The 22186-nt window shown below is 65.2% G+C and carries 20 protein-coding genes; 12 read left to right on the top strand and 8 right to left on the bottom strand.

The window, feature by feature from the left end; genetic code table 11:
• The first annotated feature begins 15 nt into the window (after window positions 1-15).
• The 3 genes from BA190_RS10705 to BA190_RS10695 all read left to right on the top strand — a co-directional run bounded on the left by BA190_RS10705 (window position 16) and on the right by BA190_RS10695 (window position 3237).
• Window positions 16-1065: an ABC transporter substrate-binding protein gene (locus BA190_RS10705; RefSeq protein ID WP_068286043.1), complete on the top strand. Its 1050-nt coding sequence runs from the start codon at window positions 16-18 to the stop codon at window positions 1063-1065.
• Between the two features lie 108 nt (window positions 1066-1173).
• Window positions 1174-2403 (top strand): ABC transporter permease, encoded by a 1230-nt coding sequence (locus tag BA190_RS10700; protein WP_068286040.1) that lies wholly within the window; start codon window positions 1174-1176, stop codon window positions 2401-2403.
• Between the two features lie 3 nt (window positions 2404-2406).
• Window positions 2407-3237: an ABC transporter permease gene (locus BA190_RS10695; protein ID WP_156771478.1), complete on the top strand. Its 831-nt coding sequence runs from the start codon at window positions 2407-2409 to the stop codon at window positions 3235-3237.
• 18 nt (window positions 3238-3255) lie between these two features.
• Here BA190_RS10695 and attM read toward each other — a convergent pair whose 3' ends face one another.
• Both attM and BA190_RS10685 read right to left on the bottom strand, forming a co-directional pair.
• Window positions 3256-4047, bottom strand: coding sequence for an N-acyl homoserine lactonase AttM (attM, locus tag BA190_RS10690; RefSeq protein ID WP_156771477.1), 792 nt, complete (start codon window positions 4045-4047; stop codon window positions 3256-3258).
• 34 nt (window positions 4048-4081) lie between these two features.
• Window positions 4082-5368, bottom strand: coding sequence for a hydroxyacid-oxoacid transhydrogenase (locus BA190_RS10685; RefSeq protein WP_082979656.1), 1287 nt, complete (start codon window positions 5366-5368; stop codon window positions 4082-4084).
• Between the two features lie 254 nt (window positions 5369-5622).
• Here BA190_RS10685 and BA190_RS10680 point away from each other — a divergent pair, with 254 nt between their 5' ends.
• Window positions 5623-6411, top strand: a complete 789-nt coding sequence (locus BA190_RS10680) for a FadR/GntR family transcriptional regulator (protein ID WP_162275085.1) — start codon at window positions 5623-5625, stop codon at window positions 6409-6411.
• Between the two features lie 7 nt (window positions 6412-6418).
• On the opposite strand, the gene BA190_RS10675 is transcribed toward BA190_RS10680, so the two are convergent.
• On the bottom strand, window positions 6419-7417 hold the full coding sequence (locus BA190_RS10675; RefSeq protein ID WP_068286031.1) for an extensin family protein: 999 nt from the start codon (window positions 7415-7417) through the stop codon (window positions 6419-6421).
• 110 nt (window positions 7418-7527) lie between these two features.
• Here BA190_RS10675 and BA190_RS10670 point away from each other — a divergent pair, with 110 nt between their 5' ends.
• Together BA190_RS10670 and BA190_RS10665 are read left to right on the top strand one after the other, a co-directional pair.
• The gene (locus BA190_RS10670; RefSeq protein WP_082979638.1) at window positions 7528-8214 is read left to right on the top strand and encodes an NTP transferase domain-containing protein; all 687 of its coding nucleotides are present in this window, start codon (window positions 7528-7530) and stop codon (window positions 8212-8214) included.
• 369 nt (window positions 8215-8583) lie between these two features.
• Window positions 8584-9759 carry a fumarylacetoacetate hydrolase family protein gene (locus BA190_RS10665; protein ID WP_068286028.1) on the top strand — a complete coding sequence of 392 codons (1176 nt, stop codon included), beginning with the start codon at window positions 8584-8586 and terminating at the stop codon, window positions 9757-9759.
• 198 nt (window positions 9760-9957) lie between these two features.
• On the opposite strand, the gene BA190_RS10660 is transcribed toward BA190_RS10665, so the two are convergent.
• Window positions 9958-10863 (bottom strand): metallophosphoesterase, encoded by a 906-nt coding sequence (locus BA190_RS10660; RefSeq protein WP_068286027.1) that lies wholly within the window; start codon window positions 10861-10863, stop codon window positions 9958-9960.
• A 519-nt stretch (window positions 10864-11382) separates the two neighbouring features.
• Between BA190_RS10660 and BA190_RS10655 the strand changes: the two genes are divergently transcribed.
• The gene (locus BA190_RS10655) at window positions 11383-11826 is read left to right on the top strand and encodes an NUDIX domain-containing protein (RefSeq protein ID WP_371260312.1); all 444 of its coding nucleotides are present in this window, start codon (window positions 11383-11385) and stop codon (window positions 11824-11826) included.
• A gap of 240 nt (window positions 11827-12066) precedes the next feature.
• Entirely contained in the window at window positions 12067-12564 is a 498-nt protein-coding gene (locus BA190_RS10650) for a GNAT family N-acetyltransferase (protein ID WP_068286022.1), read from the top strand.
• Between the two features lie 33 nt (window positions 12565-12597).
• Here the strand turns inward: BA190_RS10650 and BA190_RS10645 are convergent, their stop codons facing one another.
• The 4 genes from BA190_RS10645 to BA190_RS10630 form a co-directional block, all read right to left on the bottom strand.
• Window positions 12598-13815 carry a CCA tRNA nucleotidyltransferase gene (locus BA190_RS10645; RefSeq protein WP_068286014.1) on the bottom strand — a complete coding sequence of 406 codons (1218 nt, stop codon included), beginning with the start codon at window positions 13813-13815 and terminating at the stop codon, window positions 12598-12600.
• A gap of 115 nt (window positions 13816-13930) precedes the next feature.
• On the bottom strand, window positions 13931-14191 hold the full coding sequence (locus BA190_RS10640; RefSeq protein ID WP_068286012.1) for a DUF6111 family protein: 261 nt from the start codon (window positions 14189-14191) through the stop codon (window positions 13931-13933).
• A 21-nt stretch (window positions 14192-14212) separates the two neighbouring features.
• A complete protein-coding gene (locus BA190_RS10635; RefSeq protein WP_068286011.1) occupies window positions 14213-14878 on the bottom strand; it encodes a CoA pyrophosphatase in 666 nt (221 codons plus the stop codon).
• Window position 14879: 1 nt separating this feature from the next.
• On the bottom strand, window positions 14880-15476 hold the full coding sequence (locus tag BA190_RS10630; RefSeq protein WP_068286009.1) for a DUF1285 domain-containing protein: 597 nt from the start codon (window positions 15474-15476) through the stop codon (window positions 14880-14882).
• A gap of 152 nt (window positions 15477-15628) precedes the next feature.
• Here BA190_RS10630 and BA190_RS10625 point away from each other — a divergent pair, with 152 nt between their 5' ends.
• From BA190_RS10625 to BA190_RS10610, 4 genes are all read left to right on the top strand, one after another.
• Entirely contained in the window at window positions 15629-16627 is a 999-nt protein-coding gene (locus BA190_RS10625) for a MoxR family ATPase (RefSeq protein WP_068286007.1), read from the top strand.
• Between the two features lie 5 nt (window positions 16628-16632).
• A complete protein-coding gene (locus BA190_RS10620) occupies window positions 16633-17556 on the top strand; it encodes a DUF58 domain-containing protein (RefSeq protein WP_068286006.1) in 924 nt (307 codons plus the stop codon).
• Window positions 17557-17596: 40 nt separating this feature from the next.
• A complete protein-coding gene (locus BA190_RS10615) occupies window positions 17597-20386 on the top strand; it encodes a DUF4159 domain-containing protein (protein WP_068286005.1) in 2790 nt (929 codons plus the stop codon).
• A partial coding sequence (locus tag BA190_RS10610) for a hypothetical protein (RefSeq protein WP_068286004.1) occupies window positions 20386-22186 on the top strand: 1801 nt, incomplete at its 3' end. The genes BA190_RS10615 and BA190_RS10610, both read left to right, overlap by 1 nt.

Genomic DNA, 22186 nt, shown 5'->3' with positions numbered 1-22186 from the left:
AACCGGGAGAGAACGATGAAAGGTCTAAGATATTCGCTCGCATTGGCCCTGGCGGGGGCATCGCTTTGCTATCACATGCAGGCTGCTTCGGCCGGAGAACTCACCATCATGGCCACCGGCGGCGCCTGGCAGACCGCCCTGCGACAGGCCTGGTTCGAGCCCTTCGCCAAGAAGGCCGACATCAAGTTCAACGAGCAGGAATATACCGGCGAGCTCGGCAAGATCAAAGCCATGGTCGAGACCGGCGATGTACCGATCGACCTGGTGACGGTCGAAACCTCCACGGTGCTGCAGGGCTGCGACACCGGCGTGCTGATCCGGCTGGATTACGCCAAGATCGCCGACAAGGAGCGCTTCCTGCCGGGCACGGCGCTGGATTGCGGCGTCGGCATCGACGTCTATGGCGATGTGCTCGCTTATGACGCCAGTGTGCTCAAGCAGGCGCCCACCTCCGTACTCGACATTTTCGACACCCAGAAATTCCCGGGCAAGCGTTCCATGCGCAAGGCGCCGTCACAGAATTTGGAATGGGCGCTGATGGCGGATGGCGTGCCGGCCGAGCAGGTCTATGACATCCTCGCCACGCCCGAAGGGGTCGACCGGGCCTTCAAGAAGCTCGACACCATCAAGAAGGACATCGTGTGGTGGGATGCGGGCGCCCAGCCGGCCCAATTGCTCGCTTCCAAGGAAGTCGTGATGACCACGGCCTGGAACGGCCGCATTCAGAGCGTGATCGATCAGGACAAGAAGCCCTTCGCCCTGGTCTTCAACGACCAGATCGTCGAATTCGACATGATCGCCATCCCCAAGGGCGCCAAGAATATCGACCTCGCCTATCAATATCTCAACTATATCGCCCAGCCCGAGACCAGCGCCCAGCTCGGCCGCTTCATCCCCTATGGCCCGGTGATGAAGGACGCCACGCCCTTCATTCCCAAGGAAGTGCTGCCCAAGCTGCCCACCGCGCCCGAGAACATGCAAAAGCACCTGGTCTCCAATGTCGAATTCTGGGGCGACCATGGCGAGGATCTGGTGAAACGCTTCAACGCCTGGCTGGCGCAGTAACGCAAGAATCGTCATCCCCGGCGTCGCCGCAGGCGGCGGTATCCTCACAAGCTTTGCTTGTGAGTGGGGGATGACGGCGCCTGCTCGCCGATTCCGGAGGGGACCGTCATGTCATCCACCGCACTGCCGACGACCGGCGCGATGCCGAGGACCCGGCGAAGGGGCAACCACGAAGGCCTGAAGCCGCTCGCCCTGGCGGCTCCGCTGCTGATCCTGCTGGTCTTCAGCTTCGGCGCCCCGATCCTGGCTCTGTTATCCCGGGCGATCTACGAGCCGACGATCGCCAAAACTTTGCCGCGCACCGCTGCCGCCCTCGGCAGGGACAGCGCGGATGGCGTGCCTGGCGATGAAACCTTCCAGGCCCTTGCGGCCGATCTGAAGGACGCGGCCGGCGCCGGCAGCATCAACGAATTCGCCAAGAGCTTGAACACGCGCCTGCCGGGCGCGCGCAGCCAGATCCTGCGCCTCGGCCGTGCCACGGCCTCCGGCCAGCCGCTGGACAAGGCGGCCATGCTCAAGGCGGCCCCGCTGCTCGGCCAGGACCGGACCTGGGTGGCGATCAAGGATGGCCTCAACGGTTTCACCTCCTTCTACCTGCTATCCGCCTTCGATCTGCGCTGGACCGATCAGGGCAGCATCGGCGCGGTGCCGCCCGATCAGGCGGTGTTCATGCGGGTGATCGGGCGCACCTTCCTGATCGCCGCCCTGGTGACGCTCGGAACCCTCATCCTCGGCTTTCCGCTCGCCTACTGGATGAACAATCTGCGGCCGGCTCTGGCCGGGATCGTGCTGGTCCTGGTGCTGCTGCCTTTCTGGACCTCGATCCTGGTCCGCACCGCGGCCTGGACGGTGGTGCTGCAGAAATTCGGCCTTCTCAACGATGTGCTGCTCTGGCTCGGCCTGACCTCGGAGCGGCTGGAGCTGATGTACAGCCGCACCGGCCTGGTCCTGGCGATGACCCATATCCAGCTCCCCTTCACCCTGCTGCCGATCTACAGCGTGATGCGCTCGGTCAACACCTCCCAGCTCCGGGCGGCCCAATCGCTCGGTGCCCGGCCCTTCACGGTGTTCAGGCGGATCTATCTGCCACAGGTGATGCCCGGCGTGCTGGCGGGCTGCCTGCTCACCTTCATCCTCTGCCTTGGCTACTACATCACGCCCGTGCTGGTGGGCGGTGCCAGTGACCAGCTCGTCAGCAATTTCATCGCCAATTACGTCAATGTCGAACTCAATTGGGAGATGGCGGCCGCGCTCAGCTTCGTACTGCTGACCTCCACCCTCGGGCTCTACATCGTGATGACGCGCTATCTCGGCCTCGACCTCTTCAAAATGGGATGAGCCATCATGCTGTCTCCCTATCCGACCCTCGGTGAACGCATTCGTGTCGGCCTGCTCTGGGCCTGGTGCGTCCTGGTGCTGATCTTCCTGGTGGTGCCGATCTTCGTGCCGGTGCCGCTATCCTTCAACGCGGGCTCCTTCTTCACCTTCCCGCTCCAGGGCGTATCGACGCGCTGGTATGAGGTGGTGCTCGGCACGCCGCGCTGGCTCTCGGCCATCGCCAACAGCCTGATCATCGGCATCGGCGCCACCATCCTGGCCACGGTGTTGGGAACGCTGACGGCGATTGGCCTGTCCGATCCGCGTTTTCCCGCCCGGCGCTGGATCGTGCCGCTCTTGATCTCGCCCCTGATCGTGCCGGTGGTGGTGACGGCGGTCGGCACCTATCTTTTTTATGCGCGGATGGGCCTAGCCAACTCCTATGTCGGCATCATTCTGGCCCATACCGTGTTGGCGAGTCCCTTCGTGGTGGTGACGGTCGGTGCCAGCCTCTCGGGCTTCGACCGCAACCTGATGCGGGCGACCTCGATCCTCGGTGCCAGACCCTTGACCGGGTTCTTCCGGGTGATGCTGCCGCTGATCCTGCCCGGCGTGCTGTCCGGAGCGGCCTTCGCTTTCGTGACCTCCTTCGACGAAGTGGTGGTGGTGCAGTTTCTCGCCAGCGCCAATCAGCGTACCTTGCCGCTCGAAATGTTCACGGGCCTGCGCGAGCAATTGAGCCCGGCGATCACCGCGGCCGCGACCCTGATGATGGGGCTCTCGATCATCCTGCTGGTGGTTGCCAATCTGCTGGCGCGGCGGTCGCGGCGAATGGGAGAGGCCGTTACGCCATAGCAGAGCCGGACAAGTGTCTTAGTCGTAGAAGCCGGGCGACTGCTTGAAGCTCGGCCAGGCGTCGGGGTCGTGGCCGGTGACCACCTTGGCATCCGTCTTCGCCGCCAGGGACCGCAGCTTCTGCACGGAGCGCACCGTATCGACCGTCGAGGCAAGGAAGCCGGGCAGGGCCTTTTCGTTCCAATGGTCGAGCGTGTAGGCGGCATCGACAGCCAGCAGGATGGCGCCGCTCTTGGGCAGGGTGACCAGGAAGGACTGGTGCCCGGGGGCATGGCCGGGCGTGAAGATCATCTTGAGCGTGCCGTCGCCGAACAGATCGTAGCCGTCGGTGGCCTCCGCTTCCAGGAATTGCCATTTCAGGCCCGGCCGGTCGAAATCGTTACGGATATAGCCGCCGGCGGCGAACCAGTCGGGCGCATAGGCATACTCATATTCGCGGCGCTGCACGACGTGCACGGCATTGGGGAAGCGGCCGATCGCGCCGGTATGGTCGAGATGCAGATGCGACTGCACGACATGGGTGACGTCATCGGGCGAAATGCCCATGGCGGCAAGCTTCTGCACACAGCCATCCCTTTCCTGCATCACCGGCCAATAGGTCTTGGAAATGCCGCCCCAATAGCCGCGCGGATCGCTGGCGCACTCGACGGCGTTGCCGCCATCGATCACCACCAGCCCCTTGGGGTGCTTGAGCAGGTACCAGGGGACCGGGATCTCGTAGTCCGTGTTGGCGCCCTGGTTCATCTTGATGTTGTGCAGCTTGCACTTCAGCGTGCCGCACTGGAACATGTGCAGTTCGATCTCACCCATGGTTTCCTCCTGGCCTTTTTTCTGTGCGGCACGCCTACCAATTGCGCAGGGATTGGCGCATGACGGCCTCGATCCCGGCGGCGTCGATGGCCTTGGGAGCACCGACCAGGAGGCGTTGCTGCTTGAGCGCGCCCTGCACCAGAGCGGGAATGTCCTCCTCGCCATAGCCGAGTTCGGTGATGCCCGACGGCGCTCCCACCGCCTTCATCAGCCGGATCAGGGTGTCCGGCAGCGAGTCCGGGCCCGGATTGGCGATCGGCCCGGCATTGAGGAGCTCGGCGGCTTGGATGTGCTTGTCCGGGGCCGCGTCATAGGTGAAGCGGAACACGGCCGGGGAGGTGACGATCACCGAGAAGCCGTGCGGCACGAAATTATGGCTCGTCTCGTAGCCGGGGGCGCTGTAGCTGTGCTTCAGGCCGGCGAGGGGATAGGCGCAGGCATGCGGGATGTGCACGCCCGCCGTGCCGAAGCCGATGCCGGCCATGGTGGCGCCGAGCATCATGGTGCCGCGCGCTTCCAGGTCGTTGCCGTCGCGGACGGCGCGCTCGAGGAAGCGCCCGCCGAACTCGATCGCCTTGAGGGACCAGATGTCGGCCACCGGATTGCTGCCCTGATAGGGCGGCCGGTCGTCCGGCGTGGCCGGGCGCGGCCTGGCGTCGAAGGGGCGGGAGATGAAGGATTCCACCGCGTGGCAGACGACGTCGAGGCCGCAGGAGGCCGTGACCGCTCCCGGCGTGGTGCGCGCCAGTTCGGGATCGACGATGGCCAGCGTCGGCCGCATATAGCGGTGCGAGATGCCGGTCTTCATCTTGAGTTCGGGAATGTCGAGCACCGCCACCGTGGTCGCCTCCGAACCCGAGCCGGAGGTGGTCGGGATGGCGATCAGGGGGCATAGCGGCGAGGACGGCTTGCGGCCGCCGCCGACAGGCGCGTTGACATAGTCGATGATGGCGCCGCCATGGCTGCGGATGAGGTTGGCGACCTTGGCGGTGTCGATGGTGGAGCCGCCGCCCAGGGCGACGAAGCCGTCGACGTCCTGGGATGCGGCGAAGGCAGCGGCCTCCCCGAGCGACTCGATGGTCGGCTCGACGAGAATGCTCTCGAAGACGCTGATGCCGACGCCGGCGCGCGTGATGATGTCGATGACGCGTTCGGTCAATCCCAGCCGGCGCAGCCGCGGATCGGCGACCAGCAATATCTTGCGCAGCCCGAGGCGCCTGAGCTCCCAGTCGAGTTCCTCGACCGCCCCATTGCCGAATTTGAGCTGCGTTGCCTCCAGGGTGAAGATGGTCTCGTTCGCGCCCCGATCATTGGGTGCCATCGTCATGTCCTCCTGCGCCGGCGATCATTCCGCCAGCCGGGCGGTGGGGCCGCGCGGCCAGTCCGTGATCGGGTCGTGTGTCCTGACTTGCGAAGTTGGCGGAAGGCTTCCACAATGGTAGAAGTATGTCAATATCACATAGTGACATGGTCATATGATGAATTTAATCTCAGCGTATTTTGAAACGGATTGTCGATCCGCGTAACATTTCCAGTTGGGAAATGGTCCGCTCGAGAACCCAGGAGGAGGCGTATTTGGCCCTCAAAGAGCGAATGCGCCCGGCCCCGGAAGCCGCGGGGGCCGTCGGTGACGAGGACAGGCGGATCGGCAGGCCGCTGCCTTTGGCCGACCGGGTGGTCGCCGCGCTGCAGGAGGACATCGAGAAGGGGCGCTTCGAAGCCGGTGCCCGCCTGCCGACCGAGCCCGAACTGGCGACCAGCTTCGGCGTCAGCCGCACGGTGATCCGGGAGGCGGTCTCGCGCCTCAAGGCTGATGGCATCGTGGTCAGCCGCCAGGGCGCCGGGGTCTTTGTCAGCGCCGCCCCGCTGCAGCGTTCCTTCCGCATCCGGGATGCCGAGGTTGGCAGCGGCGTTGCCCTGCGGGAGATCTTCGAATTGCGCCTGTGCCTCGAAGTGGAAGGAGCCGGTCTTGCCGCAGTCCGCCGTTCCGAGGCCGACCTCTCCGTGCTCCGGCATTGGTTGCAGGAAATGGATCGCACCAAGCTTGGTGAGGATCTCGGCGTCGGCGCCGATATCGAGTTTCATCGCGCCGTCGCGGCGGCAAGCGGCAATGGCAAGGTTGCCGATTTCCAGCGCTATCTATCCCTCTTGCTGCATCAGAGCGTGACGGTCGCCCGCAGCAACACCCTGACGCAGAAAGGGGCGGCTCATGTCGACAGCGTCATCGGGGAACATGGCGATATATACCGCGCCATCGAGGCGGGTTCGGCTGCGAATGCGCGCAGTGCCATGCGCCGCCATCTTTTGCGGGCGGCGACGCGGCTCGGTGTGATCGGAGAGGAAGAGGCGGCGCTCCTGGCTTAGAGCGTCGTCATTCGTCGTAGCCGCCGGCCGGAACGTCCTGGATCGAACCCGTATAGTCCTCGGACGGCGGCGGTGCGCCGCCGGCACCACGCTGCGCGGCGGCAACCCAGCCGGCAGGCGCGCGCGGACGGCAGATGCTCTTGCTGCGCACGCCGTGGCGGGCAAGATCGAGATGCAGATGGTTGTCGTGCAGGGGCGCACCGGGGCCGAGCACGGTGGTGAATTTGGCGCAGGCGCCGAAGGCGATGTCACGCCAGAAGCCGCGCTCCTGGGCCGAGCCGCGCCAGCCGGTCAGGATGCGCGTCTCCCGGCCATCGGCCAGCTTGAAGCCCTTGACGTCGACGGCGTTGGCGAATGCGTGTTCGGACATGCGGCCGAAATGGCCATTGTTGCGCCGGCGGCAGGAATAGCTGCCGAACGTCGTCATCTCCACGATCGGGGAGCCGAAATTGGCCATCGCCGCCGGCTGCACGTCTTGAACCAGCCAGCGGGTGATGGCGGGGATCATCGAGCAGGAGAGCACGAGGCTGCGATCCATCGAGACCGAGAAGGGACCGCCGTCGGCGATGCGAACCGGACCGGGGGATGGGGCGGCCCGGTAGGACATGGGAGCCGAAGCCTCTCCGTCACCGATTGCGCCGGTCTGGTCGCCGACCGCTGCGGGCGGCAGCAAGTCATCCGGTGCACCGGATGGCTGCGGAGCATATTGCGGCTGAGGCGCCTCATTCGGCTGAGGGGCCACGGTTGCCGGTGCGCGGGGCCGCAGGGCCGCGTAGACGGGTGCGGCAGGTGCCCCGGTGGTATTCAGGGCCGTAACGCGGAAGGGGTGGTCGACACCACACACGCCAGGCCCCTCGATCGCCTGGGCGATGCGAATGCCGGCGGTTTCCCGGACCTCACCGGAAGCGAGGCACTGGGATTCGGCCTGGGCACGCCAGGGCTCTCGCTCTTCGAGATTGAAGAACGACCCGCAACCAGCCAGGCTACCCAGAACCGTACCCAGCACGAGAGAACACGCAACGCGACGCAACATATCCGGAGTTTACCGGCCATTTTCAAAAAGAAGCGTTAACCGCCCAGACGTGGTCGATTTCATCTGTGCGGAGTGCTTCCACGATGGCCAAGCAGGGCAAAAGCGTGTATGCCGCTTTGCCTTTTCCAAAGAGAAAAGTGTCATCCATGCCCGTGGACGATGATCGGCCTTTGGCGAATTACATCGCGATCGTCCTCGCCGGCGGCGAAGGGCGGCGCATGGGCTGCAACAAGCTGTTGCTCGATATCTCGGCCCGCCCAATGATCCGCCATGTCGTCGAGACCGTCCGCGGGGTCATCGCCGACGTCATTGTGGTGACCGGCCATCAGCAGGAACGCATCGAAGAGGCGCTCGTCCGTACACCGGTCGAATTCGTGGCTTCGCCTCCGTCCGATGGCACGGCGACCGCGATCCGGCGTGCCTTTGAGCGCGCGCGCCTGTTGGCGGCCCAGAGGAATTGTGACGGTATCATGTTATGTGTCGGCGACCAGCCGCGGCTGACGGAGCGTGAAATCGCCGGTTTGATCAAGCAATACAGCGCCGGCGACCGGCGCAAGGCACTGGTTCCGGTGCGCGGCGAGCGACGAGGCTACCCTGTGATGATACCGCCGGATTTTGACGTGGAGGGCGTTGATCTTTTGAGTGAAAGTCTGATTGCCGATTATCCCGACCAAATCGCGGCTTTTCCTACACGCAATCCTGTCTATGATTCCAGCTTGGACACGCCGGAAGATTTTCGGAGCTTTTTTGCAATCTCGGAACGTCTCTAGCACGTACTTTAATACCTGGAGCGCTCCTTGCCGCGTGGAATTCGTCGGACTAGTTGCATGTATGGGATGGCCGAATGTCGCCGTAGACGTTAGGTTTTGTGTGTTAAACTTTTAAAACAAAACCTAATACCAAAATATTGGCGTTTCAGTTTTTGAAATATTTTGTATTTATCTCTTTATATATTGAATTAATTCTTAAATTCATGAGAATACCTCGCTAGTCAATTTTGCTTACAGGCCTATACCCGTGAGGTTAATCCACATTCGTACGACGCATATCTTTGTATACCGCTTATGCAAGTCTTGCCCATTCGCGCGGTTGACGCTAAGGGCAGGTTGATAGAGCTCTTACCAGCCGCGAGGTCCGCAATGTCGTTCACGCTCACCCCCGAAAATACTCTCCCGGTCGACGGTGTCGCCGGGACATTGATCGGGCGTGTCTGGCTGCCGGATGTCGAAGGGCCGGCCGTCGTGGTTGCCAAGGAGGATGGCCTGCACGACATTACCTCCAGCTTCCCGACGGTCAGGGATCTCTGCGAAGCGCGAAATCCGGCCCAGGCGGCCAAGGCGGCGCCCTCCACCGAAATCGGGCCCCTGGCGGAAATCCTCGCCAACACGCCGCCGGCCAACCGTGACCTGCGCAAGCCCTGGCTGCTGGCGCCGATCGATCTCCAGGCCATCAAGGCGGCGGGTGTCACCTTCGTGGTGTCGATGCTCGAGCGGGTGATCGAAGAGAAGGCGCGGGGAAACTCGGCCGCAGCCGCTTCCCTCAGGGCTGAGATCGTCAAGTTGGTCGGTGACGACCTGGCGCGCCTGCGTCCCGGCTCTGTCGAGGCGGCGCGGCTGAAGGAGGTGCTCATCGCCCAGGGCGCCTGGTCGCAATATCTGGAGGTGGGCATCGGGCCGGATGCAGAGATCTTCAGCAAGGCCCAGCCCATGGCGGCCGTCGGTACCGGCGCCGATGCCGGCCTTCATCCCAATTCCACCTGGAACAATCCCGAGCCCGAAGTGGTGCTGGTGGTATCCTCGGCCGGCAAGATCGTCGGTGCGACGCTGGGCAACGACGTCAACCTACGCGATTTCGAGGGACGGTCGGCCCTGCTGCTCTCCAAGGCCAAGGACAACAACGCATCGGCGGCGGTCGGCCCCTTCGTGCGGCTGTTCGATTCCACCTTCTCGCTCGACCATGTCAGGCGCGCCGACGTGACGCTGGAGGTACGCGGGCCAGAAGGCTACCGGCTCACCGGCATGAGCTCGATCTCCAAGATCAGCCGCGATCCGGGCGATCTCGTCTCGCAGATGATCGGCGTCAACCATCAATATCCCGATGGCGCGGTCCTTTTCCTGGGCACCATGTTCGCGCCCATCGACGATCGCGACGAGAAGGGCAAGGGTTTCACCCACAAGATCGGTGACGTCGTCACCATCGCCGCGCCGGAACTCGGCTCGCTGACCAATCGCATGGTGCGCAGTTCCGATGCGCCGCCCTGGACCTTCGGAGCCAGCCACCTCCTGCGCAACCTGGCGCGGCGCGGCTTGCTGTAATCGGCCAGGGGTGGGCGGTCGCGTAACGGCTGTTCCGCCTGAAGGTCCGAAGGGACTCTCGTCCGTAATACGATTCGCTTCAGCGTCATTGCCGGGCCCAGCCCCGGCAATCCAGCCTGGGTGTCCGCCGCGGGTGGGTGGCTTCTGGATAGCCGGGGTGGCCCGGCTCATCTGCTTTCTTGAGCGATCCTGCTGCCTTCAAGCCAGTTCTTGCGAACGCAATTGCTCCGGCGGGTGGCCGGCGGCTACGAAGCCCCTGACGGTCAGTCCGATTTTCCAGTTCTTCTGCTTGCCGCTGATCGAGAAGAGATTGTAGGAGGCCGGCCAGCGGGCTCGCTCCGGCGCGGCCGAGGCCGAGGGGGTGCACACCACCGGTATCGGTCCCTTGGGGCCCTTGATGCGATGCACCAGCCCGGTATGGATATGCCCGTGCAGGACGAGTTCTGCCCCGGTACGGCGCAGTACGGCGTTCAGCCGGTCGCAATCGATCAGCATCGCGGTCGGCCCGGCATCCTGGCGGCGCACCGGGTGGTGAAGCATGACTACGCGGCAATAGCCCTCATGCTCCAGATGTTCGAGAATGGGGCCGAGCTTGGCGATCTGGCGCGGGCCGAGCTTGCCGGTGGCCATGAACGGCGCGGTGGGGATGGCACTGGACAGGCCGACAAGCGCCACTTTTCCGCGGATGCGCACATAGGGAAAGCGCTCGTCCTCATCGAGGGGATGGGCGCCGGCGTTGTCGCCGCGCATCCAGGGATCGAAGGCGGAGAGCAGATGGAGGGCGCCGCCCTTTGTGTAGGCATCGTGATTGCCGGGCACCAGCGAGACGAAGTCAGGCGCGCCGACGGTTTCGAGAAAGGCGCGCGCCGCCGGATATTCGCCAGGCAGAGCGAGATTGACCACGTCACCGGTCAGGGCGATGTGGTCGGGCGCTTGCGCATGCAAATCCACCAGGAGTTGCTGCAGCACATCCATGCGGTGGACGTCGCGGCGTCCGCGATTCCAGTTGATCCAGCCCAGAACCCGCTTTCCCGCCAGTTCCTTGGCCCTGGCTCGCGGCAAAGGCCCGATATGGGGGTCTGAAAGATGCGCGAGCTTGAACATGAGGAGGCAATCGGGGAGGCAGGGTATCACGAAGCGACAGGCAGTAATGCTAGCGTGGCCATATGGCCTGCCTCTGTCAACGCAAAACGCCTGCGCGTTCTCGCGAACGGCAGGCGTCCTTTTGGCCGGGGACCATCAACCGCCGTTAGGCAGCGGGACGATCGTTAAGCTTTGCTGAAGGTCAACAATGCGACAGTGTCGCGGGTAGCCTGGGTCTTGGCATGGATACGAACGGCGCTGGCAAGCAGCCGGAAATAGGTAAACATCGAACTATACCGGGGCGAAGGCCCCTGGGTCTCCTCTATTAGGGTGGCGCCTCTATACCGTAAGAACAGGTATTTTCCCAGCCGATAAAGGCTGCTTGGCGCGCTGGACAGCCATGCGTGGGCGGGATGGCAGGGTGTAGGAAGTTTTTTTGCGATATGATCCGAGACAGGGCCTGGCCACTTCCTTCCAATCACTGAGCATCGATGGATGAATTCTTCTTCAATTACATTGCGACAGAAGATCGGGCGTCTGGTGACTCCGCTTTTCATGGTCTATTCCCGCATGCAGCGCGGTATGACTTTGGGCGTCCGCGCCGCCGTGCTCGACGGGCAGGGCAGTGTCTTTCTGGTGCGGCATACCTATGTGCCAGGCTGGTATCTTCCGGGAGGAGGCGTCGAGACGGGGGAAACCGCACTGGAGGCCTTGGCCCGTGAGCTCGAGGAGGAGGGGCATATCCAGCTCAAGGGACCGCCCGAGCTGCAGGGGCTCTACTGGAACCGCGAAATCAGCCGCCGCGACCACATCGCCTTCTTCGTGGTGCGGCACCACACCCAGTCACAACCCCGCCTGCCGGATCACGAGATCGCCGAGGCCGGTTTCTTCCCCCTCGATGCCTTGCCGGAGGAAACCACCAAGGCGACACGCCGCCGGCTCGACGAAGTGGCGGGCCGGCGCCAGCCCGACGGCCTGTGGTGATGCAGCGGTGCATGCCGGCGGCATTTGCAGTGAGCTGGTTCCCGAAATGGCACGATCCGCGCAGCAAAATACTGTTTGATCGATAAATCCGGTTGTAAGGCGTCTGCTTTTGCTGTACGCGCCGCCCATGATGACGAAGAGCCTTCAGCTGCGACGACGAACCGTGGTTTCGCCCCACTCCCTTTCGTGCGCCTGAACGGCTGAGCCGGCGGGCGCTCCCTGCTTGCCGGAACCATCGCAATGCCTGAAATCGCCATCGACCTGACCCCCGAGACGCCCGACGACGGTGCCGTCATCGACAAGCTGCACGAACGTGCCTTTGGGCCCGGCCGCTTTGCCCGCACGGCCTTTCGCCTGCGCGAGGGGGTGCCGCCCCATCCCAAGCTGTCCTATGTGGCCCGCATCGGTTCGATGATAGTGGGCTCGATCCGGCTGACGCCGATCCATGTCGGCGAGGCCTCGGCCCTGCTGCTCGGGCCCCTGACGGTGGAGCCCGCCTTCCGTTCGCGCGGCATTGGCCTGACGCTGATGCAGGCCAGCCTGACCGAGGCCGCCGAGATCGGCCATCGGCTCGTCATCCTGGTGGGCGACGAACCCTATTACAGCCGGGTCGGCTTCAAGCGCATCGCGCCCGGACGTGTGGTGCTGCCCGGGCCGGTCGATCCGCTACGCCTCCTGGTGAAGGAACTCGTCGATGGGGCCTTCGACGGCGTCGCGGGTGCAGCGCGCGGCGGCTGAGCCAGGTCGCGCATTTTCAACATGCCGCGCTGGTCATGTCGTCATGCGCACGGCGTTCTCCAGGATGGCCTGGCGCTGCAAGCCGTCCTCAGCGAAGCCGCCGTCGATCCAGGCCTGCTCGGCGCGCGCGAGGATGCGGCCGATGCGCGGGCCAGGCTTGATGCCGAATTGCGCGAGATCCCTGCCGCTGAAGGGGGGCTCGGGAATGCTCCAATGCTCCGGTAAAGCCAGGGCCTCGGCGAAATCCGCGTCGGGGTGGTGCGCGGCCGCGACGAGCATGCCGTCGCGATAAAGCGCAGGACCGAGGCGATAGAGCCATTCCCGGGCTTCGGGAAGCGCAGGGGCGCGTCTGACGCGCTCCAGCAACAGGGCAATCCTTGCCAGGCGCTTGGCCTCGGCGTTGGAAAGGCGCAGCCGCACCGCCAACCGCTCGGCATCGAGGCGCGTGAACAGGCCGAGGGCCGCCAGCCGCCGGATGGCGTCGGGTTCCGCCCCGCTTCCGGCTTCGAGGCCCGTGAGGCGCTGAAACGCGTCGACAAGGGCGATGCCGCCCAAAAGAATGCCGAGAAACCCGGCAGCGCCGATCTCGGCGAGGACCTCGGTCGCCCGCGGCGCCGTCAGCAGTTTGAGAAGTTCGGCCCTGACGCGTTCGGCCGAGAGCCGGCGCAGGCCCTCGCGCCCGCGTATCGCCGCGGCGAAACTCGCTTCATCGAGCGGACCCTTCCCGAAACGGGCATGAAAGCGAAAAAGGCGCAGAATGCGCAGATAATCCTCGGCGATGCGCCGATCGGCATCGCCGAGGAAGCGCACCCGTCGCTCGGCGATGTCGGCGAGGCCGCTGGCATAGTCGTGCAGCCGGCCGTCCGGGGAGAGTGAGAGCGCATTGATGGTGAAATCGCGCCGGAAGGCATCGGCCCGGAAATCGCGGCCGAAATGCACGACGGCGCGACGGCCGTCCGTTTCGATGTCCTCGCGCAACGTCGTCACTTCGAGAGGGTGGCCATCGATGACCACGGTCACGGTGCCGTGCTCGATGCCGGTCGGCACCACCTTCCAGCCCCGTGCCCGAGCCCGGGCCTGGGTCTCGACGGGCAGGGCCGTGGTGGCGATGTCCCAGTCGGCGACGGCCACGCCGAGCAGGGCGTTGCGCACGGCTCCGCCCACCACCCGTGCTTCTTCCCCGTCTTGGTTCAGGGCTGCGAGCAGCGTCGACAAGGGGGGCTTGTCGAGCCAGGGGAAACGCTCATCCATCCGATCAGGCACCCAAAAGCATCTTCCAGGAAAGTCGCCGAGCTTCTCAGCTAAGAAAATGCATTAAAACAACAAGTTAGAGAAAAAATCCGATTCGGAGAATGCGCACTTTTCCCTATCGTGTCTGAGGCTCGACCAGCTTGCCGTTCTCCATATGCGCGGGGACATAGGCACTGCCGGCGGGGGCTCCGCCATAATGGGCGAAGAGGGCCAGGCCGACCGCCATGCTCATCACACCCAGCGCGATCAGTCGCAGCAGCGGCAGCCCCGACCGCGCGGGGGCACCGGATTGACCGCCGCGCAGCAACAGCCAGATCCCGTAGACCAGGAAAGGCAGGATGAACAGTACCGCCTCGAACAGGAAAGGCCGGAACATCAACGTACGACCTTCATCGTCTCAACCATAGATCCGCTCATAGAGGGTATGGATGATCCCCGCCGTCACACCCCAGATATAGTGGCCCTGCCAGGGAATTGCATAATATTGGCGCATGGCGCCGCGCCATTCACGGCTTTCGGCAATATGGTTGGCCGGATCCATCAGGAAGGTGAGTGGGCATTCGAACACGCTGTCGACCTCGGCGGGATTGAGATGCAGCACCATGCCCGGATCGGCCAGCGCCACCACCGGCGCGATGCGGTAGCCCGAGCTCGTGAGATAGAGATCGAGATAGCCGATCGGGCTGATCAGGTTGGCCGACAGCCCGACTTCCTCTTCGGCCTCGCGCATCGCGGCCGCCAGCGCACTGCCGTCTTCGGGATCGATGCGCCCGCCCGGAAAAGCGATCTGGCCCGAATGGTTGCGCAGCGCGCTCGAGCGATGGGTGAGCAGCACCGTCGGCCCGTCGGGCCGGTCGATGAGGGCGATCAGCACGGCCGCGGGCTTGGAGGGCGCTGCGGGCAATTCGGCGAGCAGGCCGGGGGAGAAGCGATGATCGCCATGATCAGGCACGCTGTCGAGATGGAGCCCTGCCGGCGGCTCGACGGCAAGCCGGTGCCGGGCTCGTGCGAGGAAGGCCTCGAGCTCGGGATGGTGGGTCGAAGGGGGCAGGGCGGTCAGCATGTCAGGGATCGGTGTTTCGGGGCTCGGCACCGATTTCATCGGCAGGGGCCATGGCAAAGAAATTGCCGCCGGAGGCGACACCGAACATGGCGACCCCGTCGATCTCCCGGATCTCGCCGAGGTCGGCAAGATCGTAATAGAGAGCGCGGTTGACCCGGGCCCAGAGGCCGGCGCGCACATGCACATAGGGCTTCAGTCCCTCGGATGCGCCGATCTCGAACCGCATGGGATGGTCCGGGCCGGCCTCGGTCCAGTCGTCGACATTGGTGCGGAAGGACAGGACCTGCCCGTTCGGCCCTGGTTCCACGCGCATCTCCACGGCCACGAAGGGCACGTCGTCCACCACGATGCCGACGCGCTCCACTGGCGTCACCAGCACATAGCGATCCTCGTCACGCCGCAGGATCGAGGCAAACAGCTTGACGAGTTCGATCCGTCCGATCGGGCTCTTCATATAATGCCAGCTGCCATCGGCCGCGATGCGCATGTCGATATCGCCGCAGAACGGGGGATTCCACAGATGCACCGGACGGGCGCCGGCATGTTTGCCGGTTTCCTTGACGGCCTTGGTCAATCCGGCCAGATCGGTCTGGGCCATAGTCGAAAACACTCGGTGATAAAACGGACGTGAAAACGGCAGACAAGCTCTCGCTCCTGCCTTAGTTGCTCTCTAGTATCCTGCGATACAAGGGAATCGCGCAAGCTTTCCCATTATCCAGCGCCTGTCCGGCGCGTTTCCTGCGAGGCATGATGACGGCCGATACCGCCACCAATCTCGATGAAGCCATCATCCGCTCGGCCGAAAACACGGCAGATCTGATCAAGCGGGCCCGCGAAGCGGTGCATGGCGTGATCTTCGGCCAGGAGGCCGTGGTCGATGGCGCCCTGATCACCTTGCTGTCGGGCGGGCACGGCCTGCTCGTCGGCGTACCCGGGCTTGCCAAGACCAAGCTGGTCGAAACGCTCGGCGTGGTGCTGGGGCTCGATGCCAAGCGCGTGCAGTTCACGCCGGACCTGATGCCCTCGGACATCCTCGGCACCGAAGTGCTCGACGCCAGCGAGACCGGCAAGCGCAGCTTCCGTTTCGTGCGCGGGCCGGTTTTTGCCCAATTGCTGATGGCCGACGAGATCAATCGTGCCTCGCCGCGCACGCAGTCGGCCCTGCTGCAGGCGATGCAGGAATATCACATTACCGTGGCGGGCGAGCGCCATGACCTGCCCAAGCCTTTCCATGTCCTGGCGACCCAGAACCCGCTCGAGCAGGAAGGGACCTATCCCCTGCCGGAAGCCCAGCTCGACCGGTTCCTGATGCAGATCGACGTGCCTTATCCCGACCGAGAGGACGAGAAGCGCATTTTGCTGTTCACCACCGGAGCCGAGGAAGCTCCGGCGCGGCCTGCCATGAGCGTGGAGGACCTTCTGGGTGCGCAACGCCTGGTCCGGCGGTTGCCGGTCGGCGAATCGGTGGTCGAGGCCATCCTTACGCTGGTGCGCTCGGCCCGTCCCGGCGAGACGCCCGACCTTGCCGGGAAGATCGCCTGGGGTCCGGGCCCGCGCGCCAGCCAGGCCCTGATGCTGGCGGTGCGCGCACGTGCCCTGGTGCAGGGCCGGTTCTCGCCTTCGATCGACGATGTCATCGCCCTCGCCGAACCCGTGCTCAAGCACCGCATGGCTCTCAGCTTTGCCGCCCGGGCCGATGGCGAGAGCATCGAGGGCGTAATCGGACGCCTTGCGCACAAATTGGGCTGAGCCGAATGGCGGTTTCCACGCGGCTGATCGACGAGCATAAGGCCGTCAGGTCATCAGGCCTGCAGCAGGCGGCGCTCGATCTGGCCGAAGCCATGCCCAGGCTTGCCCTGGAGGCGCGCCGCGTGGCGGCGACGGCATTGCATGGCCTGCATGGCCGCCGCCGGGCCGGGCAGGGCGAGAATTTCTGGCAGTTCCGCCATTTTGCGCCCGGAGAAGCAGCCGGCAATGTCGACTGGCGTCGCTCGGCGCGCGGCGACGAACTTTATGTGCGCGAGCACGAATGGGACGCGGCCCAGACCCTGTGGCTGTGGGTCGACCGTTCGGTCTCGATGAATCTGGCGTCCAATCTGGCGCAGACCTCCAAGCTCGAACGGGCGCTGGTGCTGTGCCTGGCTTTTGCCGATCTCCTCGTGCAGGGCGGTGAACGCGTCGGGCTGATTGGCCTGGCGCGGCCGACCTCGCAGCGGGCGATCATCGAAAAATTCGCCCTCGCCTTGATGGCGGCGGCTCCACCCGCCAGGACGGAGCGCAGCGGCCTGCCCGAGCGGATCGCGCTCGGGCCTCGCAGCGAAGCCATTCTGATCGGCGATTTTCTCGACGAACCGGAGGTGACGGGCGGCACCATTGCCGCCCTGGCGGCCCGCGGCGCGCGCGGTCATCTGCTCGTCGTCGCCGATCCGATCGAGGAGACCTTCCCGTTTGCCGGCCGTACCGAACTGATCGATCCCGAGACGGGTGAAAAATTCCAGGCTCCGCGGGCCCAGGACATCCGCCAGGCCTATGAGGCCCGGCTCGCCGCCCATCGCGACGCCTTGCGGGCGATCACGCACCGTTATGGCTGGAGCATGACGCTGCATCGCACCGACAAGCCGGCCTCCCAGGCCGTGCTGGCCCTGCATCCGCTGCTGCAGCAGGGGGAGGGGATATGATGGCGGCGATCGAGAGGCTAGATCCTCTGAGGCTTTGTCGATGCTAGGTTCGCTGGCTCTCGCCTCACCCTGGATGCTGGCGGCCCTGGCCTTGCTGCCGGCCATCTGGCTGCTGCTGCGCCTGGTGCCGCCAAGGCCGCAACGTGTCGACTTTCCACCCCTGCGCCTGCTCTACGGCCTGCTTCCGCGTGGGCGGGTGGCGGCGCGCTCGCCCTGGTGGCTGACGGCCTTGCGCCTCATCCTGGCCGCCCTGGTGATCGCCATGCTGGCCGTGCCGACGCTGCGGCCTTTCAGTCAGGCCGGACCGACGCGTACGGCGCCGCTGTTGTTCCTCGTCGACAATGGCTGGGGTTCCGCCGCGACCTGGGCAAAGCGCCAGGAAGTGATCCAGGCCGCGCTTGCCGCGGCCGAGCAGGATCGCCGCCCGGTGGCAATGGCGGCCCTGGCCGAACCGCTCACCGATCTTTCGCTCAGTCCCGCTGCGAGTCTCGGTCCGCGCCTTACAGCGCTTGCCCCGCAGCCCTGGCAGGCCAATCGCGGCGCCTATGCGCCCGCCATCACCTCCTTCCTGCGTGCGGCGCCGGAGGCTGAGATCGTCTGGTTCTCGGACGGTCTGGCCGGGGATGGTGACAATGGCTTTCTCGCTGCTTTGTCGGAAGCCGGCAAGCAGGGGCGGGTGACGGTCTATCGTGACGATGGCCGCAGCTCGCTGGCCCTTGCCGGCGCGGCCAATGCGCCGAGCGGCATCTCGGTGCGTGTTCTGCGCACGGGCAAGCTCGATCGCGTCCTGTCAGGCACGGTGAGGGCGCTCGACCTCAAGAACTTGCCGGTCGGCCAGGTCGATTTCAGCTTCCCGGCGGGCGCCGGCGAGACCACGGCACAGCTCGACCTGCCCGTCGATATCCGAAATGATGTGGCGCGGCTGGAAATCGTCGGCGATGCATCGGCCGGTGCGGTGCAGTTGCTCGACCGCACCTGGCGCCGCCGCATGGTCGGTATCGTCTCGGGACAGGACAAGGATGTCAGCCAGCCCCTGCTGTCGGCGAATTATTACCTCACGCGGGCGCTCGAACCCTATGCCGATGTGAGGACCGCCGAGGGAACGTCCCCCGCCGAGGCGATCGGCCGTTTTCTCGATGACAAGCTGCCGGTCTTGATGCTGGCCGATGTCGGCAATCTCGGTGATGCCGAAGCCAAGCTCTCGACCTGGATCGAGAATGGCGGCGTCCTGGTGCGCTTCGCCGGCTCACGCCTTGCTGCCGCTGAAAACACGCTGTTGCCGGTGAAGCTGCGCCAGGGCGGCCGCACCCTGGGTGGTACGCTCTCCTGGGAGAAGCCGCAAAAGCTCGGCAGCTTCGACGCCAATAGTCCTTTCGCAGGCCTCGCCTTGCCGGACGACGTCAGCGTCAAGCGTCAATTGCTGGCCGAGCCCGATATCGATCTGCCTGGCCGGACCTGGGCCGCCCTGGCCGATGGCACGCCGCTGGTCACGGCCGAGAAACGGGGCAATGGCGTCATCGTGCTCTTTCACGTGACGGCCGACACCACCTGGTCCAATCTCGTTTTGTCGGGAACCTTCGTGGAGATGCTGCGCAAGGTGGTGGGCCTCGCCAAATCCGCGCCGGTTGCGGGTGCCGCCGCAGCGCAAGCGAGCGCCGCGGCGCCGGTCTATGCGGCGCCGAGCCGGACGCTCGATGGGCAGGGTGCCTTCCAGGTTCCGCCGGCAACCGCCCAGCCCGTGCGGGCGGACCAGCCCGGTATCGGCCGCCCCGATCATCCGCCCGGCTTCTACGGGCCGCCCGATGGCCTGGTGGCCGTCAATGCGCTGGCGGCCAATGCCGTGTTGAAACCCCTGGACTATACCGCCGTGAATGCGTCCCTGGCCGACTATACCGTTGCCAAGCCGATCGCCCTCGGGCCCGTACTGCTGCTGGTCGCACTGGCCCTGTTGCTGGCCGATGCGCTGATCGTCTTCTTCATGGCGGGGGGCTGGACGCGCCTTGCCCGCTCCGGCGTGGGGTCGGCGGCCCTCGTCGTGCTGGCGCTGTCCCTCACCCTGTCGGCATCGCCGGATGCCCAGGCGCAGAGCCGCCCCTTCGACGCCGCGCTGAAGACGCGTCTTGCCTATATCGTCACCGGCGACAAGGAAACGGACGACACCAGCCTCGCCGGCCTCAAGGGCCTGACCGCCTATATCGCCGAACGCACGGCGCTGGAGCCGGGGCCGCCCGATGGCATCGATCCGGCCAAGGACGAGCTCGCCTTCTATCCGCTGATCTATTGGCCGATCGTACCGGGCAAGGAACCGCCCGCGCCAGCGGTGATGGCGCGCATCGACGCGTTCATGAAATCGGGTGGCACCATCATTTTCGATACGCGCGATGCGGTGCAGCAGGATGCGGGCGGGGCCGCGACCCCAGCCGGCGAAACGCTCAAGCGCCTGCTTTCCGGGCTCGACATCCCCGAGCTCGAACCCATACCGGCCAAGCACGTGCTGACCAAGACCTTCTACCTGCTCGACAAGTTCGTCGGGCGTTACGACAATGGCGAGACCTGGGTGCAGGCCACCGCACCGACCTCAGAAGACAGCGACAAGCCCGTCCTGGGGGGAGACGGCGTATCGCCCTTGATCATCACCTCCAACGATCTGGCGGCAGCCTGGGCCGTCGATGCCCAGATGAATCCGCTCTTTCCGGTTTCCACCGGGCTGGAGCGCCAGCGTGAGCTGGCCTATCGCGCCGGCGTCAACATGGTGATGTATGCGCTGACCGGCAACTACAAGGCCGATCAGGTGCATGTGCAGGATCTCCTGGAGAGGCTCGGACGCTGATGAGCGATTTCTCCCTGCAATTCCTGCCTTTGCTGCCCTGGCCTGTCGTCATCGGACTGGCCGTGCTGGCGGCTGCGGTAGCGGCACTGTGCCTGCTGGCGCGCCTGCGCGGGGCCTGGCTGCGTGCGCTGGTTCTGGGCCTGTTCATCCTCGCTCTCACCGGCCCCATCCTGACGCGTGAACAGCGCGCGGTGCTGCCCAACGTGGTGGCCCTGGTCGTCGATCGTTCAGCCTCCCAGTCGCTGGATGAAAGGACGCGGCAGACGGACGCGGCGCGCGACGAACTGAGCCGGCAGATCAAGGCGCTGGGCAATACCGAATTGCGGGTGGTCGAAGCGGGGGGAGGGGGCAAATCCGGCGCCGACGGCACCCAGCTCTTCGCGCCCTTGGCGACGGCCCTGTCCGATGTGCCGCCGGACCGCGTCGGCGGCGCCATCCTGCTGACGGACGGCGTGGTCCACGACGTGCCGGCTCGGGCGGCGGCCCTTGGTTTCAAGGCGCCGCTCCATGCCCTGATCACGGGCCGGGAGGATGAACGCGACCGCCAGATCAACCTGGTCGAGGCGCCGCGCTTCGGCCTGGTGAAGCAGGCCACCACCATCCGCTTCCGCGTCGTCGATCGCGGTCCGAACATGCCGTCGACGGCCGCCGTGATCCTGCGCCGCGACGGCGAGGAGATTGCGCGTACCACCGTGCCGGTCGGCGAATTGTCCTCGCTGCAGGTTCCGATCGAGCATGCCGGCGTGAACGTGGTCGAGCTCGAAGCCGAAACCGTGCCGGGCGAACTCTCGCCGGTGAACAACCGGGCCGTGCTGCAGATCGAGGGCATCCGCGAGAAGATGCGTGTCCTGCTGGTCTCGGGCGAACCCAATGCGGGCGAGCGCACCTGGCGCAACCTGCTCAAGGCCGACGCCAATGTCGAGCTCGTGCATTTCACCATTCTCAGGCCGCCGCAGAAGGGGGACGGCACGCCGATCAACGAACTCTCCCTGATCCAGTTCCCGACGCATCGCCTGTTCGACGAGGAGATCAACCGCTTCGACCTGATCATCTTCGACCGTTATGCGCAGGAAGGCCTGCTGCCGGCCGCCTATTTCGACAATATGACGGAGTTCGTGCGCAATGGCGGGGCCATTCTGCTGGCGTCGGGCGCCGATTACGCGTCCGAGAACAGTCTGTGGGGGACCGGCCTGGCCGAGATCCTGCCGGCCTCGCCGTCGGGCAACGTGCTCTATCAACCCTATCGGCCGGAGATCAGCCCGCTCGGCAAGCGCCATCCGGTGACGCGTGACCTGCCGGGCGGCAACGCCAATCCGCCGGCCTGGGGGCAGTGGTTCACGACGGTGGAGACCAAGCTGCGCGAAGGCAGCGCCGTGATGACCGGTGCTCGGGGCGACCCGTTGCTCGTGCTGGCCCATCAAGGCAAGGGGCGGGTGGCCCTGCTGCTGTCCGACCATGCCTGGCTGTGGGCACGCGGCTATGAGGGCGGTGGCCCCCATGTCGATCTGCTGCGCCGCCTGTCGCACTGGCTTTTGAAGGAGCCCGATCTCGACGAGGAGGCTCTGCGGGCCCGGGCGGTCGGCCGCGACATCACCGTCGAGCGCCAGACCATGGCGGAGACGGCGGCGCCCGTCGAACTGACCGGCCCGAATGGCGAAAAGGTCCGGCTCGCCCTCAAGCCGGAGAAGCCCGGCCTGTGGAGCGCGGTCTATTCCACCGATGTGATGGGACTGTGGCGGGCAGAGGACGGGGCCTTGCAGGCGATCACCAATGTCGGCCCCGCCAATCCACGCGAATTCC

This window comes from Labrys sp. WJW (genome assembly GCF_001676615.1).
Taxonomy (GTDB): Bacteria; Pseudomonadota; Alphaproteobacteria; order Rhizobiales; family Labraceae; genus Labrys; species Labrys sedimenti.
This window is presented reverse-complemented; position numbering and strand designations above follow the sequence as displayed.

Coding starts and splice junctions, on each gene's coding strand:
- BA190_RS10705 (WP_068286043.1), top strand. CDS start 16: ATGAAAGGTCTAAGATATTCGCTCGCATTGGCCCTGGCGGGGGCATCG.
- BA190_RS10665 (WP_068286028.1), top strand. CDS start 8,584: ATGTCGTTCACGCTCACCCCCGAAAATACTCTCCCGGTCGACGGTGTC.
- BA190_RS10635 (WP_068286011.1), bottom strand. CDS start 14,878: ATGCTGACCGCCCTGCCCCCTTCGACCCACCATCCCGAGCTCGAGGCC.
- BA190_RS10615 (WP_068286005.1), top strand. CDS start 17,597: ATGCTAGGTTCGCTGGCTCTCGCCTCACCCTGGATGCTGGCGGCCCTG.
- BA190_RS10670 (WP_082979638.1), top strand. CDS start 7,528: ATGGCCAAGCAGGGCAAAAGCGTGTATGCCGCTTTGCCTTTTCCAAAG.
- BA190_RS10660 (WP_068286027.1), bottom strand. CDS start 10,863: ATGTTCAAGCTCGCGCATCTTTCAGACCCCCATATCGGGCCTTTGCCG.
- BA190_RS10640 (WP_068286012.1), bottom strand. CDS start 14,191: ATGTTCCGGCCTTTCCTGTTCGAGGCGGTACTGTTCATCCTGCCTTTC.
- attM (WP_156771477.1), bottom strand. CDS start 4,047: ATGGGTGAGATCGAACTGCACATGTTCCAGTGCGGCACGCTGAAGTGC.
- BA190_RS10650 (WP_068286022.1), top strand. CDS start 12,067: ATGCCTGAAATCGCCATCGACCTGACCCCCGAGACGCCCGACGACGGT.
- BA190_RS10630 (WP_068286009.1), bottom strand. CDS start 15,476: ATGGCCCAGACCGATCTGGCCGGATTGACCAAGGCCGTCAAGGAAACC.
- BA190_RS10645 (WP_068286014.1), bottom strand. CDS start 13,815: ATGGATGAGCGTTTCCCCTGGCTCGACAAGCCCCCCTTGTCGACGCTG.
- BA190_RS10625 (WP_068286007.1), top strand. CDS start 15,629: ATGACGGCCGATACCGCCACCAATCTCGATGAAGCCATCATCCGCTCG.
- BA190_RS10685 (WP_082979656.1), bottom strand. CDS start 5,368: ATGGCACCCAATGATCGGGGCGCGAACGAGACCATCTTCACCCTGGAG.
- BA190_RS10620 (WP_068286006.1), top strand. CDS start 16,633: ATGGCGGTTTCCACGCGGCTGATCGACGAGCATAAGGCCGTCAGGTCA.
- BA190_RS10700 (WP_068286040.1), top strand. CDS start 1,174: ATGTCATCCACCGCACTGCCGACGACCGGCGCGATGCCGAGGACCCGG.